Raw genomic sequence first — 16,875 nt, forward strand, 5'->3', positions numbered from 1 at the left:
TGCGCGATGGAGCGGCGGGCGCCCTCGCCCACCAGCGCACCACCGCTGCCGTTCATCGAAGCTGTCATCCTGAGCGAAGCAAAACAGCCCGGCGATTGCCGGGCTTTTGCGGAGTCGAAGGATCCCTGCCCGCACCACTGCGCTTCAGGAGACTGCTTACTGCAAATCCGAATACCGCTTCGGCTCTCGCCGCGTGGCTGACTGCTCTCCGCTCGGCCGCGTCTTTTCGTAGCGATGAATGATGACCTCGTCATCGGCAACGCCGGCGTCGCGCGAGACACGGCGTGCGGGAGCAGCGGTGCTCGCCGCCGGCTTTTGCGTGTGTGACCGCGGCGCCGGGGCCGTGACGGAACGCGGTGCAGCGGACTTCGTTCCGGAACCGTCCGGAAGCAGCGTCACCGGACCGAACGGCATGGCCTGCTTCATGGTCGAGTCCGTTGGCGCCGCGGCGGGCGGCCCGCCGCTGGCGGCCATGGCCCATCCCACCATCAGCACCAGCGCCGATACGGCAGCCGTCGCAAACGCCGTGCGCCATCTGCGCGGCAGGGGCCTCCGCGGACGTCGTGGCGACAAGCGCCGATCCGGCCCTCGCGCCGCATATCCCGCCCTCTTCTTCGGAGCAGCTTCGCCGGCGCCCGCGCGCCTTGACGGTGGGTGCCCCACCCTTCCGCCTTCTGTTGGCGGAGGGTGGGCGATTCCGGGTGCGTGCGCCGCCTCCGCTCCTTCGGGCGGCGCTTTCTGCGCCTCCGCGACGATCTGCGCGATTTCCATCCCCGGCGTCACCAGGACGGACCTGGGCAGCGCCGAACCCTGCTGCTGCCGCAGGGCCTCGGCGCGCTGGCGCTCCCGCCGTGCCCGCTCGTGGGCCGCTTGCTGCTGGGCGCGGCGCAGCCGCTGCGCGTGCAGCTCGTGTTGACGTTCCCTCCGCTTCGCCAGTGAACGGTTGAGCGCCTCAATCTGTCCGTTGGCAGCGCGCGCGCCGCTCCGCAGCGCATCACCCGCCGCGCTTGCGGCATCGGTCAGCACGCCGGCCATGCTGCCGAACAACCTGCGCAGACCACTGGCCGACCGTTCTGAAAGTTCGGTCCGCTCCGGAAACCTCAGCGGAGTCGGCGCTGTCTGCATGCGCGGATCGCGGCTCTCGGCCGGCGCCGGTTCAGCCGGGTCTTCCGCGGGTGCCCCATGTTCCGAGGTCCGCTCTTGACCGCTAACGTAGGGTAGCGCGCCGCCAAAAACACCCGGCGCGGCAAAGCGGGCCACGTCGTCCGCCTGCGCTGCCACGCGCGCCATTGCCGCATCAACAGCGCAGCGTTCCACACGCAGTTCCAGCTCAGCATCCATCGAGCCCATCGCGCCCGGCGGAACAACTTCCACGGTGTAACCGCGGTTGGCAAGGTATTCGGAAACGGATTCGGCGTCGTTGGGATGATCGGCGATGATGCGGGCAACCGGCATGAGCGCGTTTTCCTCTCCGTCCGCGCGAAATTCGCAGCGGAGTCAAGACGAAAAGCCGGCGGTGGCGCGCCCGGCAGGGTGGCGTAACACCGATTTTAGACGCAAATCGACCTGTGAGGGTGGCCTCTGACCTGAGTGGAGCGGACGCCCTCGTCCGCGCTGCCGGCACAACCAAATCGCCAACCTTGCGACCGCAGCCGTTCAAACCTTCTCGGTCACGGCAGCACCACGACTGCTTTTGACTTTTTGTGAAGCGTGAAACGCGAAACGTGGACCTCGTCCCGCGCCCAAACACCGGACGACTGAGGCGCCGCGGCGCCTAGTTGGTTTCCGCGAAGTCCATCCCGTCGGCATATTGCAGGCCGGCGATCACCCGCGCCCGGTACTGCACTTCCAGGTATGCGCGCAGGATTTCAATGTGCACCATTTCGCGCTGCCGCGGACCGCGGCAGTCGAAGCGAAGCGCGTCAAGTGCCTGGTACCGGTTGTGGGCGTCGAGAAATTTCTGAATGGCCGAGGTCATGTCCCGGGATTCTCGGCTTCGCGCGCGCGCCGCAGAATCGGGCCAAACACCTAGAATGCGGACCCACGTCGCCGTAGCGCCATTAGGCTGCCTTAGCGTTCTACGCTGTGCTTCGCGCTGTACGCGAATTACCGCGGCCGGACCGAAGTCCGCCACTTGGCGTGCAGCCAGAGCACGATGCCCAGCGCGCACGTCTCCAGCGGGCCGCCGGTAGGAGGCACGAGACTGGAGAGGCCGGTGAAACCTTGCGTCGCGATCTTCACCGACCAGACAACGCCGGCGGCAGCCACCAGGCTCCCGATCCGCGACTCCCAGCGCGTATCCATCGCGCGCACTCTAGCACAACTCCAGCCTTCAGGACTTGCCATCCCGAGCACGGCGTTCTCAAATCTCAGAGGGACATGCGCACGGGGATGTTCTTACCCTTTGCCAGACCTCGGCCGCCAACCTCATGGTTCCCTTAGAAGCGACCGTGGGAGGGGTATATGTTGTCTGACGGCAATCTGCCGATGACGAACATCCTCGATCTCCCGCCGCCGGCCCCTGGAACACGCCTGCACTACGGCGCTGGCGAGCTGCAATTCGGTGAGTTGCGCGTGCCCCCGGGAACTGGCCCGTTCCCGGTCGTGGTGAATATTCATGGCGGATTCTGGCGCGCCCAATACGACTTGTGTCACGCCAGCCACCTCTGCGCGGCGCTAACTGGCGCAGGCTGTTCCACGTGGAACGTCGAATATCGCCGCGTGGGCCACTCCGGCGGCGGCTGGCCCGGCGCCTTTGACGATGTCGTGGGCGCGTTCCAGTTCTTGCCGGAGCTCGCCGGGAAGTTTCCACTCGACTTGCGGCGCGTCGTGGTGATGGGGCACTCCGCCGGCGGGCAACTCGCACTTTGCCTGGCTGCTCGCGAGCCGTCATTGCGCGGCGCAATCGCGCTCGCCCCGGTGAGCGATCTGCTCCGCGCGCATGAATTGCGGCTGGGCGCGGGCGCGGTCGAGAATTTTCTCGGCGCGCCGCCAGAGCCACCGGCCGAAAATTGGCGCGCCGCTTCACCACTCGAGCTCTCGATCCGCGTTCCTCAGCGCCTGATTCACGCCGCGCTCGATGATGTCGTCCCGATCAGCTTGAGCCGGGACTACGTCGCCGCCAAGCGCGCGCGCGGAGAAAATGCGCAGCTTATCGAATTGGCCGGCGCCGATCATTTCGATGTAATCGATCCACGATCGAAGGCATGGCCGGTGGTGCAGCGTACTGTCCTCGAGCTGCTTGGGTAGCGCCCTTCTGACGTGCGACGCGACTGGTTACAATGTTCATTCGCGGGCGCGAAAGCGCCCCGCGTTCCGCGCGCACGGAACACGGGGATGCGGCGCGCACTTGGCACTCTGGGAGATTGAATGAAGGCAGTGGTGGCGCGTGAGCGCAACAAGGGCTACTACCGTGTGCTGCACGTGCCCATCTGGGTCTGGGTGTTTTTCATCCTGCCCGGTCATCTCACCTCCGACCTCTATCAGCACGGCCCGGACCGGCGGCATTGGATTTGGCTCGCCATGGTTGTCGCGGTGTGCGCGTGGCGCGGCGCGCTCGGGCGGCTTCCCGGCGTGGAGCCGCGTCCCTACATCACGCACTACGGCATGGACAAACCGAACCTCGGTTATCGCGTGGTGTGCTACACCGCCGCCTGGATTGATCTGCTGGTCCCGTACACGCTGAACCTGATCGGCCTGGCGACCGCCAACCTCACCGGCCGCTGGATGCTGCCGGAGCTGTACACCTGGCTCTACTATCCGATGGCGATCGCCGTCGTGCTCGCCACGCTGCTCAACTGGACGCCGCGCGCGCGGCGCACCACGCGCAACGAGGGCGCGGAGAAGGCGTGGTTTTACGTCGCCATCTGGACCGTGGTTCCCTGCCAGATTGCGAGCTGGGCCATGTGGCGGCTGGGCTCGCGCATGGGCCTGGATGCGACCGCGCTGGCGCGCGCGCGCCTGGGCGTGTTCGTGCTGGTTTCGCTCAGTTTGTTCCTGGTTACGTTCCTCGGAAAGCTGCCGCGGACGGCGCGCTACTACCTTCCGGAAGAAAGCTAGCCGGATTGCGAAGCGGCCTTTCGCGGATCGGGATCGTCCATGCCCGACTTCGAGGCCAGCCAGTCGAAGAATGGTTTCTGCAAACGCATAGGAATGTGCGTGAATCGGATGCCGCCCTGCAACTCGGGACTCAGCCACACGACTTCGCCCTTCACTTCCATCTTCAGCTTGATTTCGGTGACGGTGAATTCCACCTGTCCCAGCCAGCCCACCTCGATCTTCCGGTCGAGCTGAAACGCGAGGCCGCCGCTGCTGACGTTGGTCACCGTGCCGCGGATCTCATTGTTTCCGGAAAGCAGCGACACGCCGAAGCTGACGGGAAGCCGGAAGTAACGGCGCCGCTCCTGAAGCATGAGGTTGCGCGCGGCGCGCAGGCTGCGGCCGAGCAGGTCAGGGGAAATGGGCCGCTCCAGGACAAAGTTCGCGCCCATTTCGGCGCGCTCGCGCGGAGTGCTTTCGCCGTCCACGATGGCGAACACGATCGCCCGCCGGTTGGGAGCGGAGGCGCGCACGGTTCGGAGGACTTCGGCGCCGTCTTCCACCTCGACGCAGTCCACCATGACGGCGTCAAACTTGGTCGCCTGGAGACGCGCCAGCGCATCGTCGGCAGCCGCGCACACGTTGGGATGAATGCCTGCGGACTCGAGGTGGTCAGTCAAAACCCGCAATAGAGTCGGGTTTCGGACCACCAGCAGGCACTCCAAAGTCATAGTGAGAAATTAAAGCAAACCGGGCGCGGAATCCATTGCGCGGCACGTGACCATCGTCACGCGACCACGATGACCGCCTTGCCGAAGCTCTGATTACTTTCAATGTAGGCATGGGCCTCAGACGCCCTCTCCAGGGGAAACTCGGCGTCGAGGATCGGCCGCAGAGTTCCCGCGACGAAGTCCGGCAGCGCCTCGCGCTCAAAGCTGGCGGCGGCAGCGACCTTCTCTTCGAGACTGCGTCCGCGCAGGACGGTGCCGATCAGGTGCAGGCGTTTGCCGAGCACCTTGCCGAGATCGATATCGGCGTGAGTGCCCGCGACCGTACCGACCAGCATCAGCCGGCCGCGCGAGGCGAGGGCATCAACGCTGGCCGCGACGTAGGGCCCGCCGACCAGATCGAGAACGGCGTTGAAGCCGCGCCCGCTCGTCCAGCGACGCGTAGCTTCGCCCAGCGCGGAGAAGTCGCCGCCCAGCGCGATGCCATCGACCAGGCCGAAGGCGCGAGCGCGCTCGATCTTGTCTGGCGTGCGGGAAGTCCCGAAGGGTTCTGCATTGCGGGCGCGGGCGAGTTGAACGGCCGCCAGCCCCACACCGCTGGCCACCGCGTGGATCAGTACGCGTTCGCCGGGTTGTAATTCAGCCTGGGACCACAGCGCATCGTGAGCGGTGATGAAAGCTTCCGGAATCGCCGCTGCTTCAGTCCAGCTCAGGCTGTCAGGCACAGCGGCGACAACGCCTTCATGCGCGACCACGAACTCGGCGTAAGCGCCGCCGCCCACCAGGCCCATGACGCGATCGCCCTTGCGCCAGCGCTTTACGCGCGCTCCGGTATCGGCGACTTCACCGGAAAACTCCATGCCGGGAATGTCGGCGGGAACTCCGGGAGGCGCGGGATAGCGCCCGGCGCGTTGCAGCAGGTCGGCGCGGTTCACGCCCGCGGCATGCACGCGGACCAGGACTTCGTCCGGCCCCGGCGCGGGCTGCGGCACGTCGCGCAGTTCCAGCACTTCGGGTCCACCGGGACGTGCAATGACGATGGCTTTCATGGCGGTCAGCAGTCTAACGGTTCAGATGCGCGTCGCAGGTGACCGGCGGGGGCTAGCGACGCACCAGCAGGGGCACGCGCGGGAACGCGAAGTTGCCCGCGGCGTCGTCGATCACGTTCACCTGGCATGTGTAGAAACCGGGGCGGAGCTGCGTGATGGGCACTTCGAATTGAAAAACGGCGGCGCGACGTTCCGGCGTGTTCAGTTCCTTCGCCTCCACCAGCGGCGTCTCGTAAGTCTTCAGCTTGCCGTTGAAGAAGGCGATGTTGGTGAGCAGGCGGATGGGATTCTTCGGCTGCGGCGCGTCTTTCGCGGCCTGCGCCGGCTTCAGCGCTTTGGCCGGTTCGTAGACTTCGTAATAGAAATACAGCTTCTGGTTGGCCGAGAAGACGTGGGTGATGCTGGGGATGAGCTCGGTGCCCTCGTGAACGAGCGGGCTGGCGCCCTTCTTTGCTGAGCTGTTCAGCTGGCTGCCGACGAGGACCGAACTCATGCGGAGGGGGGCTTTGCGCAGGTCGGGGATGGTGATGTCGGTCTCGAAGGAGCCGAGACGTCCAGTCTGGTTCTCGCGGATGACAAACTTCAGGTGATACGGCCCCGGCGCAAGCGTGAAGCCGGTGTTGTACTGCACGTTCTTGCGGCGAACCTCCTGCGTGCCTTCCACGTTCAGCTTCACCGTCTCACGCGCGTTGCCGACCACGCGCTTGAACTCATCGCGCACCAGACCAATGATGTCGAGCGTTGCCTTGTCTTTGTCGGCGTCACGCGTGAATGGGATTTCCGAGCCGGGCACCACGATCGAAACCGGGACGAAGTAGTGCGCGTCGTCCACGCGGAAGTAGGCGGCGGCGAGATAGACGCCCAAATCGGTGGCGGGCAGCTCCGACGCCAACTCGGCCTCGAGCTGCGACTCGCGATCGTCGCGGGTGGAGTGCTGAAAGTCGCGCGGCGCATAGTAACCGGAGCGGTATTCCAGCTTGTAGCCGGCGGTCGCCGCCTGCTTCAGCTTCACCGTGATGTGGCGGTAGCGGCCGTCGCGCACCGGGTTGTTGCTGCGGTATCCGATCAGGTAGTACGTGGCCGTGTCCTGCTGCACGCGCTGGAAGACTTTGCCGAAATCGTTGGAGTCGGTAAAGGCGCGCCCGCCGGTATCTTCCGCCAGCGTGACCAGCGTCTCCTGGCTGCTGAAGTTCGCGTTCAGCGCGTTGCGCTCCGACTGGCCCGAGTACAAGCCGACGCCGCGCAGGCTTGCCCTCTGCGCCTCGCCGCCCGGCGGCAGCGCCTGCAGGCCGCGGATATCCACCGCGTAGATGGAGACGTTGCTTTTTACGGCGGTGTTGATGGCGGCGCGCAGTTGCGTCTGGTTGTCGATCCCGGTGCGGTTCACCCCGCCGCTGAAATAAACGATGGACTTTTTCTGTTCGATCCCGCCCATCGCCTTCGCCAGCGATTGCAGCGCCTGCAGCCGGCGGTCGGTGTTGAAAGTGTTGTAGTCGGTGTCGTCGGGCGTGAACGGCGCGGCGTTGTCGGCGGTGCCCTCGGTGTCGCCGGTCGCGCCTTCCTGGAAGCCCTGGCCGGAGGAAAGATTGAATTTCTGCAACGTGCGCTTGAGCTGGACGCGATCGGCGGTGAAGTCCTGCACAACTTGCAATTGCGACGCGAGCGCGGCCACGGCCACCAGGTCGGCAGGCGACATCTGCGTATCAACGTATTTCTCGGCTGCCTTCGCGGCCCGATCGATCTCTTCCGGCTCCATGCCGGAAAGATCGAAGAACAGCACCACCAGCCGGTGATCGCGTAAGCCACCGGCGTTCGGCGGAGGCGGCGGAGCAGCAGCGCCCGGAGGCTTGGGGGCGGTGAGCACCATGGCCTGCGACGGAGCTTCGGCCGCGGGCGCCTGCGCGGTGGCCACATCCACGTCCTGCAAATCAAAACTGGCGATGGTCTGCGCTTTGTTGTCTTCGCTGACCTGGAAGTCGTCTTTGGTGAGCCCGCGAACAACTTTGCCGTCGCGATCGCGCACGACCACGTTCACCAGCACCAGCTCCGAGGAGACCTTGATTCGGAAGCCGCTCTGGTCACCCGAAGTCGAAGACGCCGGACTCTGCGCTCCGAGCGGCGAAAGCAGCATGCTGGTCAGGGTGACCAGCGCCGCGAGGCGGGTTGTGAGCGACTGCCTCATCTAGAAGTGGTACCGCGCCATAAGCTGTACTTTGCGCATCGAGCCGACCGAGACCACCTGCCCGAATGTCGGCGAATTCACCGCTGTGTCGATGGCGGCAAAGCGCGGGTGGTTGAACACGTTCGTCGCAGAGAGCCGGACTTCGAGTCCCTGCGTGTCGCGGACAACGAAGTTCTTGCTCACCGACATGTCGAAGTTGAGCATGCCCGGCCCGATGATGGTGTTGCGCCCCGCGTTGCCGAACTGTCCCGGCGGAGGCGCGACGAAGGCTGCCGTGTTGAACCACTGTTCGATGCTGGGATCGGAAATCTGCACCGGCTGGCCGGTCGCGTTGGCGCGCAGGGTGCCATTGGTGCCGCGAGCGATATCGGCGAACGCGCCCAGCACGCGCGCCGTGAACGGCGATCCCGATTGCGCGCTCAGGCTGCCGCTCCACTGCCAGTCGCCGAAGACATGCGAGAGCGCGCCGCCCCGCGACAGCCAGCGCTTGTTCGTGCCGAACGGCAGCTCGTAAAGATAATCGGCGACCAGGCGGTGACGCACGTCAAAACTCGACAGCCCGCGCTCGGCCGCCAGGTCCCGCGCATTTTGCGCCACGACGACGGCGCCGCCGCCGATGGTGGAGGCGTTGTCGATGGATTTTGAATACGTGTACGTTCCGCCGATGGAGAAGCCGTGCGCCATCCGCTTGCGGATGCGCAGGTCGCCCGAGTGCAGGATCGAAGCGCCATCCGCCGTCTGCCAGTTGAACGCCTGCACTCCCGGCAGCAGCAGCCCGTTCGGACCGCGGTTCGGGGCCTGCAACACGTCGAGCCGCGTACCCTTCGCGCCACTGTAGCCAATATTGAGGATGATCGTGCGCGTCAGTTCGCGCTGAACGTTCAGGTCCCAGTTCTGCACGTAGCCGAGCGCGTAGTTGCGGTCGGCGCCGAAGTTGTTGGTCAGCGTCCCGGCGGCGGCCGTGGGGAAACCGTTTTGCAGCGTAAGCGCGCCCGCCGTGCTGGCAATGTTGGTGGCGGTGGCGGCAAACGGCGGCTGGTACGCCATCTGCTGGACAATGCTGTTGTACGCCCCGGTGTTGTAACTGATGCCGTAGCCGGAGCGCACCACGGTTTTCTGGTTCGGTCTCCAGGCGATGCCCACGCGCGGCGCGAAGTTGTTGCGATCCGGATTCATCAGCGACGCCGGGAACTTGCCCGTAAACGGACCGATTGCGTTCGGCGTGACCGGCGCAACCGCCGTGAAGCCAGGCGCAGCGTCGAGGTTCACGATGCGGTCGAATTTTTCGCTGAATGGCGAGACATACTCGTAACGCAGGCCTAGGTTCAGCGTGAGATTGCCGCGCATCCGCCAGTCGTCTTGCGCGAAGAGGTCCCAGGAATTGCCGCGGAAGTAATAGCCGGTGGCGCCGAACTGCTCCGAGGTCTGCTGCGGCAGGCCGAGCAGGAAGTCGGCCAGGTCGTAGCCGGTGGCGAAGCCGCTGAAGATGAAGGAGCCGCGCGCGTTCGAGTCGGTACGCGGGTTGAGCTGGATGCGGCGGAAATCGCCGCCGAAGCGCCAATTGTGCTTGCCCTTTACCCAGCCCACCGTCTCGCTGAAGGAGAGCGTCTGGTCGCGGCGCAGCGCGGGCGTAATGTCGCGCAATCCGGTGTAATGCGTGAAGGTCAGCCCGGGGATGCCCCAGTCGAATGGATCGGTGGCGACTCCGTTGATGCCCAGAGAGCCGGCAACGTTGTTCACGCCGGCATAGAGGTTGGTCGTTTGCACCCGGTTGCGGTTGAAGTTTACGCGGAAATTGCTGTTGAAACGCCCAAAGGTGTGCGACCAGCCAAACGGCACGTTGAGCCCGCGGACCTTGGTGCTGCCCACCACCGACGGAAACACGTTGAGCGCTTGCGTGTGGACCTGGTTGAAGTTAATCCCGAAATTGATGTTGTTGCGCGGGCGGTTGAAAAGTCCGCGCCCGCCGCCTCTTCCGCCGCGCTGACCGCCGCCGCCGGCGCGCTGCCCCTGGCCGCGCTGCTGGTTTGCCGGCGCGCCAAAGTTCTTCACGATGCGGAAATTGAACGCGTCCACGTTCGTATCGGCCGAGTTCACGTAGTGGAAGTTCTGCGCGCTGCCCGGCTGGTTTGGCAGCGGGATAAAGTTCAGCAGACCCGCGGCGGCCGGATTGATGTTCGTGATCTGGCTCCCGGGAAAGGGCTGTCCGGTCGCCGGATTGATGATCGTGACTGGCTGCCCGTTCACGAACGTGTTGCTGAAGTTGCCGGCCCGCTCAGCCGGCGTGGGCACGGTGGCGAACGCGTCGAACGGATTTGAGGCGCGCGTCCCGTTGAAACCGATGGTGAAAAACGTGCTCGTGCCGCCGTGGTAGATGTGCGGAATGTTCAGCGGCCCGCCCAGGAATGCGCCATAGCGGTTCTGTGAGTAGTCGGCCTGTGGCGCGGGCACGCCGGTGAGCGAGTAGGGACGCGCGTCGAACACCGAATTGCCCATGGAGTAGTACAGCATGCCGTGCGGCTGGTTCACGTTGAAGCGGCCACCGCGTCCGCCGATGTTGAATCCGCCGCCGCCGGGGCCGCCCATAATGACGATCTGCGGCGCGCCGCCACCACCGCCGCCGAATCCGCCTGGGTCGCCAAACTTTATGTTCGCGCCCTGCATGCCCGGGCCAAACTCGCCGCGGCGCATGCGGTCCTGGATCTCTTGCGCAATGCGGTCGCGGAGTTCTTCGAAGTTAGCGCCCATGTCCTGACTGCGGCCCATGTTGCCGCTCACGGAAAACGACTCGGTTGCTGGGTCGGCGTTGAGCGCCAGCGGAGGCATGCCGGCGGCCAGCGCTTCGTTCATGCCGGGAATCGCTCCGTTGCCGGTGGCGCCGCCACCCGGTCCAGACGCCGGGCCAGGGTCGCCGTCCATCATGGCGGAAGCGCCATCGGCGCCCGAGAGCGCGAGGTTCTGGAAGCCGCTGCCACCGCGCATCGCGCCTGCCAATTGCTGCAGTTGCGACTGCTGCTGCTGTTGCGCCTCCTGCGCGCGCGATGCAAGTTCCATGACGACGTCAACCGTGGCGCTGCGCGCGGCGTCGTTGATGAGCGCCTCCTTGGTGGCCGGCGCGAACGCCGCCAGCTCGGCGCGCACGACGTAGCGTCCCTTGCTGGGAACCTGCAGGGTGAAGTTGCCCGCGAGGTCAGTGGATGAAATCAGCTTCTGCCCGGTGAGCGTGTTGGTGGCGCTGATGCTGACGCCGGGAAGCGGCGTGGCGCCCGCCTTCACTGTGCCGCTGATCTCGCCGTAGGGCGCGGTCGCGATGGATGCAGCGCCGGCCGGCGATGCGGGAGGCTGCGGAGACGCCGGAGGAGCAGCTTGTCCCAGCAAGAAGGGCGCGCAAAGCGCGAGCGAAGCGAAGACGGCTGACTTGATTCTCATGCGGACGAAGCGACCTCGCCACCGTCGGGTTTCGCGCTGCTTCATTGGACGTGTGCGCCGGAAATCGGTTTACGCATGGTTACTTCGGTTGCGCGGGCGGAGGGGCCTGGCCGTTTCCCGCGCCGGCTCCAGTGGCTGCTCCGGCACCGGCACCGGCGCCCATGCGCATCATGAAATTGCCGGCGCTCAGCACGGATGGGACAAAGGCGCCGTTCTTGAGTTCGCCGCGTCCCATTACGTCGTCGCCCACCTTGAAGTCGGCGAGGGTCACGCTCTCGCGGTTCTTGCGAAACGAGGTGTTCTCGTCAACTTCGATGGTTTGGGTTTGGCCGTCGGGACGATCGACGGTGATCTTGAGTCCATCGATGGCCTTGATCTTGCCGACGATGAACTTCTTGCCGAGGTCTTCGGGCGACATGCCGCCCGGGCCGCCCATCATCATGCCGCCACCGCCGCCGCGCATCATGCCGACGCCGACGAAGCGCGCGTTCCAAACGCCGTCGCTGCCCCGTTCGCCGGCGATCATCACCTGGTCGCCGGTCTTGAAGTCGGCCAGCCTGGCTTCCTTCTGGTCTTTCATGAAGCGCGTGTCGGAGGTTGTTTTCACGGTGGCGTCGTCGCCGCGCATGGTCTTGATGGTGAGCGTGTCACCATTGATGGCAGTGATGGTGCCGCCCACGCCCATGCCGCGGAAGCGCTCGCGGCGCTCGCCACGTTGCGCCTCAGCTGGCTGCCCGCCCGGCGCGGCTTGGCCTTCCTGCTGCGCCAGCAACGGCATGCCGGCCAGCGCAATAATCATGATTGCCGCTAACTTTTTCATGACACCTCCCATGCGCAGCTCCCTTGGGCGCGCACACATCTTCGGGGCAGGGTTCTCCCTCGTACCCGATTAAGACGTACAAACCCTAGATTGGTAAGCGAGTTGCGGGACAGTGTCTCACGAATTGCGATGACCGCCGACAGGTGATAAGGCGCGCAATAGAAATGCCGCCCTGGGGCCGCGTTCGGGTTACCGAGTTGGCGCTCCGGGCGGGCCTTCGTCTTCTTCTACTCCCGCAAGGGCTTTGCGGCGCCGCTGGATCTCGCGCAGCTCCTTCATGATCTCGTTCTCGGCGGCGACGTACTGCTCTTCGTTGATCTCTCCCGATTCGAGCTGCACCTGCAATTCAAGCAGCCGCTCTTTGAGCGGCGCGTCGTCGGTCCACTGCTCTTCGGCCACGCGCTGCAGGGTGCGCATGATGAACTGAAAGCCGGTAATCGGGGCCAGCAGCAGATCGTCAATGAGAAGCATCAGCCCGCCGTTCCGCGCTCCAGCTTGAGCCGGATGTTCACAAAATTGTACGGCGGCCAGGGACCGGTGTACTTGAAGTTCAGCCGGTCGCCGTATTTCTTGGCAATCTTGTTCACCGCCTCATCGAACTGCGCCTCCTTGTCTTTCTGGATGAGGAAGGCGGCGTTCATGATCATTTTGTCGCCAATCGGCTTGTTGTCGCGCGAAGCGACGCACACGCCGCGCAGTCCGTCATAGATTTCGCGAACGTACTGCGCCGAGCGCTCCACCATGGCCTTGTCGATCATGCGGCCCAGCTGCATGCGGGCGAAGTAGGTGGATTGCAGGTGCTTGCGCGTAATTTCCTGGTGGAAGCGGTGGATCTCTTCATCATCGCGCTTGAGTTCGTCGATGATGCGCTCGCGGTCCCAGGTGACCTTGAGTCCGAATTCCAACTTGCCGGCCATCTGCTTGAGGACATCTTTCAGCGACGGATAAATGCCGCGCAGCACCTCGAGAATGTCGTCTTCGGTGCGGAAGATGGTGCCGAAACTCATGGGAATGATGGTGTGGTTCTTCATCACGTTTTCGATCACATGTTCGTGGGCGAGCGCATTTTCCCGCGTTGGATCGAAGATGAAGACGCTGGTGCGGCTGACGACGGCTGCGATGTCGTTGTAGTGCACGGTATAAACCATGTCACCGAGGCCGCCGATGCCGATCTTGCCGAACGAGATGGGCTCGCGCGTCTGGATGACGCCGTACACGTAGCGGCCGGCGCTGGATGCCGCCGCGGCGGGCGCCGGCATGCGCTCCACTTGGGCCAGCACCGCGGCGCCGGCTCCGCCTGCTCCTGAGACGAGCACCGGGCTCTCTTCCGCCTGCTTAGCGCTGCGTGCCGCAGCCGGTCTCTTGCGGTTATTCGCCGCTTGCTTTTGCTTGGCCATTTCCGTCTCCCAGTAAAGCAGAAATAGTCGTAAAGAATTGCTCAATATCAATCGGCTTGAACAGCAGCGGGATGTTCCGCGTTCCCGCCTTCTCCGCCGCGTCCATGGTGGCGTAGCCGGTCAGCAGCGCGGCCAGCAGCCCGGGATCGCGCTGGCGGCCAAAATCCACTACGTCGAAACCGCTGTACTGCTCCTCGAGCGACAGGTCGCAAAGCAGCAGGTCGAATGTGGAGGTCTCAAGAATTCGCATCGCTTCGCGGGCGGAGAGCACCGCCGTGACGTCGTAACCCTGCTGCTCGAGCAGCAGACGGTAGGTCAGCAGCACCGACGGCTCGTCATCAACCACCAGAATGTGCGACTTGCCCATATTCGTGTTCTTTAGAACCGCTGCCGCCACGATTGGTCACGCCGCAAGGCGCCGCGTCAGCGCACGATCGGCAACTCGATACGAAATACAGTGCCCCGGCCTACCTTGCTTCGGACCCGGATCTTGCCGCTGTGGTTCTCAAGTATGCCCTTCACAATCCACAGACCCAGCCCCGTCCCTCGTTCGCCCTTGGTCGTGTAGAACGGCTCGAAGATGGTGGCGATCGAACTGGGCGGGATGCCGGTGCCGGTGTCGGCGATGGTGATGCGGATGGTGCCGTGCACGCTGTCGGGGCGCGAAACATGCCGGGTACGGATGCGCAGCCGGCCGCCATCGGGCATGCTGTCGCGCGCATTCACGATGAGATTGGAGAGAATCTGCCGGAACTGGTCGGCCGAGCCCAAAATCGGCGGCATCGGCTTCAACGAATTCTCAACCCGCACGCCGGCGCGCTCCAGTTGCCGCGCAAACAATGCGAGCGTGTCTTCCACCAGCGAGTTGATGTCCACGTTGGTGACCTGCTCGCTGTGCCGATACAGGCCGAGCATCTGGCGGGTGATGCGCGCCACGCGCTCGGTTTCCTTCTTGAGAATGTCGTAGATGGGCTGGCCGTGAGGCTCGACCATGGAACCCATCAGGTAGATGGAGTTCTTGATCGCCTCCATTGGGTTGTTGATCTCGTGGGCGATGGTGCCGGCCAGGCGCCCGGTGGCGGCAAACTTCTCAATCTCCAGAATGCGGCGCTCCATCTTCAACTGCTCGAGTTTGCGGAGCGCCGTGAAGTCGCGCAGCACGGTGACGGTATACGAAACCTGCCCGCGTTCGTCGTAGATCTTGCCGGAGCGCGCGTCGTAGTCCACTTCCGTCTGCAGCGTGGGGTTGAACAGGCGCAGCGGCGCGCTTTCCTTGTGGCTGAAAGCGTAAGTAAAGGTGGTGACGTAGGCCTCGAAGCGGGCGAGGTTCTTCATCTGTTCGGGGGTGCGAACAGCGTCCTCTTCTTCGGCCCCGAACAGCTCGCGCGCCAGCGGGTCGAGGAGCACGAACTTGGCGTTACTGTCGCAGACGGCGATGGGATCGCCCACGTTTTCGACGATGAGGTTGAGGCGATCGCGGTCCTGGCGGACGACTTCCTCGGCAGTGCGCAGGCGGTCGTAGTTGCTGCGCAACTCCTCGTCGGCGCGGCGCAGATCGGTGACGTCGCGCATCACGGTGACCATGCCCACGCGGACGCCATCGCGCGTTAGCGTCGGCGCGCAAACGGCCTCGAACAGCACTTCGTCGCCCTCGATGGCGTCAACCAGGGTCAGGTCGCGGGAGCTTTCCGCGTCCGAAACGGCCATCGAAGACAGCGCCGCGGAAAACAGCAGGTTGTTCAGTTCGACGGCGTGGGCTAGGCCCTCGGTGACTTCTTCGGGCAGCTTGAAGAAGCGCGCCGCGGCGCGGTTCTGGAGCAGCACCCGATGCTGCGCGTCGGTAAGGATGACCGGGTCGGGCATGCTCTGCATCACGGTGTTCAACTGCGCGATGGTGGTTTCCATGTCGCGCATGCGGTTGAAGTAATGCTCGACCTTGAAGAGCCGCGCCAGGTAGCGGTTGGCCAGTTCGGCGACGGCGCGCAGCTCCATCATCTCGCGCTCCATCCCGCGCGCGGGAACTTCCACGGCTACCAGCGCCGCGTAGGAACGCATGTCGCACACCTGGCAGACCTGTTCGTTGAGGCTGAGCCGGCGCGTGTGGTTCTGGTTGAGGACGGCCAGGCAATCGGCGGAGCGATGATCGCGCTCGGCTTCCCAGCAGGGACGCCGGTTGTTGTAGATCAGCGGATGGACGTAAAGCTTGCGGTTGCGATTGTAGGCAATGGTCGCCGGCGTGAATTCATGCAGGGCCGAGAGAACCGGCGCATCGGACCAGAGCGATACCCGGAAATAATCCTGTAGCGGCCGGGGACAGTTCAACGAAGCCACGGGACGGACCGTGGCGGACTCGAAGTCAACCTCGGCCACCAGAGCACGCGAAAAACCCAGCGCGAGAATCTCCTCCAGCAGCACGGGAAAGATTTCTTCAGCGCGTTCGGCTCCGAGCAGCCGCAGCGCCGCTCTCCGGCGGTGTCGCGCCAGATCGCTGTCCCCGTTCTGCCGTTCTACGCTGCTGTTTTGACGAGCGCGTAGCATCGGGGTCGCCATGTGGCCATGCCTCCACGCCGATTAGCGGCGGCCGGCGGCCCTCCGTTGGGTTCGCGCAGGACGCGGAGTTTCAATGACGGTTTCCTCGGCCACCGACTCCAGTTGCGGACGCGACACGATGCCGGTAAGACCAACGGCGTCGGCGTACTTGAGGTAAGTGTCGATGGACGCGACCACGACGCGCGCCTCAACCGTGATCAGATCGATGCCGACGAGGGAGATGCGCACCCAGGCGTCAATGACGATGCCCTTGTCGAGTACCCGATCAAGGACGTCAATAAGACTCGAACCGCCAGATACCCGTTCAACAGCCATTCCGGTCCTCCATTGCGACGTGCCGCCTTGCTCTTACCCGCGCCGTGTTCTCGAAGGTCGAGAAGCAGTCGGCGCTGGCCGCCTTCGCGCTCCCGGCGCGGGAGAAGGCAGCGCTTGTCGTACCTTGGGAGTCGGCCCGACCGCGGTTGTCAGGTGCGGGTCGTACTTCCACCAGTTCAGGCCGATCTGCTCCGCCTTATCCACCGAGCAAACGAGCAGCCTGATTCGAATGGTCAGCAATTCCACGTTCGCGAGGGAGATACGAACGTCGCCCGCTATCACCAGACCCTTGTCCAGCACCCGGTCAAGGATGTCGAGCAGGTTGGTTGTGCCGGAGACAGTCGGAACGCGGGTATCCATAGTTTTG

Annotated in this window: 16 protein-coding genes; 2 read left to right on the forward strand and 14 right to left on the reverse strand. The window is 64.6% G+C overall.

Annotation, left to right across the window (positions count from 1 at the left end):
- Positions 1 to 156: 156 nt before the first annotated feature.
- The 3 genes from VFA60_00375 to VFA60_00385 form a co-directional block, all read right to left on the reverse strand.
- Positions 157 to 1,455 (reverse strand): hypothetical protein, encoded by a 1,299-nt coding sequence (locus VFA60_00375; GenBank protein ID HZQ90229.1) that lies wholly within the window; start codon positions 1,453 to 1,455, stop codon positions 157 to 159.
- Positions 1,456 to 1,774: 319 nt separating this feature from the next.
- A complete protein-coding gene (locus VFA60_00380; GenBank protein HZQ90230.1) occupies positions 1,775 to 1,978 on the reverse strand; it encodes a hypothetical protein in 204 nt (67 codons plus the stop codon).
- Between the two features lie 128 nt (positions 1,979 to 2,106).
- Positions 2,107 to 2,304 carry a hypothetical protein gene (locus VFA60_00385; GenBank protein ID HZQ90231.1) on the reverse strand — a complete coding sequence of 66 codons (198 nt, stop codon included), beginning with the start codon at positions 2,302 to 2,304 and terminating at the stop codon, positions 2,107 to 2,109.
- Between the two features lie 159 nt (positions 2,305 to 2,463).
- Here VFA60_00385 and VFA60_00390 point away from each other — a divergent pair, with 159 nt between their 5' ends.
- Together VFA60_00390 and VFA60_00395 are read left to right on the forward strand one after the other, a co-directional pair.
- Complete coding sequence (locus tag VFA60_00390) at positions 2,464 to 3,249, forward strand: alpha/beta hydrolase (protein HZQ90232.1); 786 nt, start codon at positions 2,464 to 2,466, stop codon at positions 3,247 to 3,249.
- Positions 3,250 to 3,369: 120 nt separating this feature from the next.
- Positions 3,370 to 4,059, forward strand: a complete 690-nt coding sequence (locus VFA60_00395) for a hypothetical protein (GenBank protein ID HZQ90233.1) — start codon at positions 3,370 to 3,372, stop codon at positions 4,057 to 4,059.
- Here VFA60_00395 and VFA60_00400 read toward each other — a convergent pair.
- The 11 genes from VFA60_00400 to VFA60_00450 all read right to left on the reverse strand — a co-directional run bounded on the left by VFA60_00400 (position 4,056) and on the right by VFA60_00450 (position 16,868).
- Positions 4,056 to 4,769: a PilZ domain-containing protein gene (locus VFA60_00400; protein HZQ90234.1), complete on the reverse strand. Its 714-nt coding sequence runs from the start codon at positions 4,767 to 4,769 to the stop codon at positions 4,056 to 4,058. The two genes, VFA60_00395 and VFA60_00400, sit on opposite strands and share 4 nt — an antisense overlap.
- Before the next feature lie 56 nt (positions 4,770 to 4,825).
- Positions 4,826 to 5,815 (reverse strand): NAD(P)H-quinone oxidoreductase, encoded by a 990-nt coding sequence (locus VFA60_00405; protein HZQ90235.1) that lies wholly within the window; start codon positions 5,813 to 5,815, stop codon positions 4,826 to 4,828.
- A gap of 52 nt (positions 5,816 to 5,867) precedes the next feature.
- Positions 5,868 to 7,997 carry a VWA domain-containing protein gene (locus VFA60_00410; protein HZQ90236.1) on the reverse strand — a complete coding sequence of 710 codons (2,130 nt, stop codon included), beginning with the start codon at positions 7,995 to 7,997 and terminating at the stop codon, positions 5,868 to 5,870.
- Positions 7,998 to 11,426 carry a TonB-dependent receptor gene (locus tag VFA60_00415; GenBank protein HZQ90237.1) on the reverse strand — a complete coding sequence of 1,143 codons (3,429 nt, stop codon included), beginning with the start codon at positions 11,424 to 11,426 and terminating at the stop codon, positions 7,998 to 8,000.
- A 79-nt stretch (positions 11,427 to 11,505) separates the two neighbouring features.
- Positions 11,506 to 12,246 carry a DUF5666 domain-containing protein gene (locus VFA60_00420; GenBank protein ID HZQ90238.1) on the reverse strand — a complete coding sequence of 247 codons (741 nt, stop codon included), beginning with the start codon at positions 12,244 to 12,246 and terminating at the stop codon, positions 11,506 to 11,508.
- 189 nt (positions 12,247 to 12,435) lie between these two features.
- Positions 12,436 to 12,717, reverse strand: coding sequence for a gas vesicle protein GvpG (locus VFA60_00425; protein HZQ90239.1), 282 nt, complete (start codon positions 12,715 to 12,717; stop codon positions 12,436 to 12,438).
- Positions 12,717 to 13,643, reverse strand: coding sequence for a GvpL/GvpF family gas vesicle protein (locus VFA60_00430; GenBank protein ID HZQ90240.1), 927 nt, complete (start codon positions 13,641 to 13,643; stop codon positions 12,717 to 12,719). Before VFA60_00430 ends, VFA60_00425 begins: the two co-directional genes overlap by 1 nt.
- Positions 13,615 to 14,010: a response regulator gene (locus VFA60_00435; protein ID HZQ90241.1), complete on the reverse strand. Its 396-nt coding sequence runs from the start codon at positions 14,008 to 14,010 to the stop codon at positions 13,615 to 13,617. The genes VFA60_00430 and VFA60_00435 overlap by 29 nt, the downstream gene beginning before the upstream one ends.
- 56 nt (positions 14,011 to 14,066) lie before the next feature.
- A complete protein-coding gene (locus VFA60_00440; GenBank protein ID HZQ90242.1) occupies positions 14,067 to 16,181 on the reverse strand; it encodes an ATP-binding protein in 2,115 nt (704 codons plus the stop codon).
- Between the two features lie 33 nt (positions 16,182 to 16,214).
- On the reverse strand, positions 16,215 to 16,508 hold the full coding sequence (gene gvpA, locus VFA60_00445; protein HZQ90243.1) for a gas vesicle structural protein GvpA: 294 nt from the start codon (positions 16,506 to 16,508) through the stop codon (positions 16,215 to 16,217).
- Positions 16,509 to 16,541: 33 nt separating this feature from the next.
- Entirely contained in the window at positions 16,542 to 16,868 is a 327-nt protein-coding gene (locus VFA60_00450) for a gas vesicle protein (protein ID HZQ90244.1), read from the reverse strand.
- Between the last annotated feature and the right edge of the window lie 7 nt (positions 16,869 to 16,875).

It is taken from the genome of Terriglobales bacterium (genome assembly GCA_035651995.1).
GTDB lineage: Bacteria > Acidobacteriota > Terriglobia > Terriglobales > Acidobacteriaceae > DASRER01.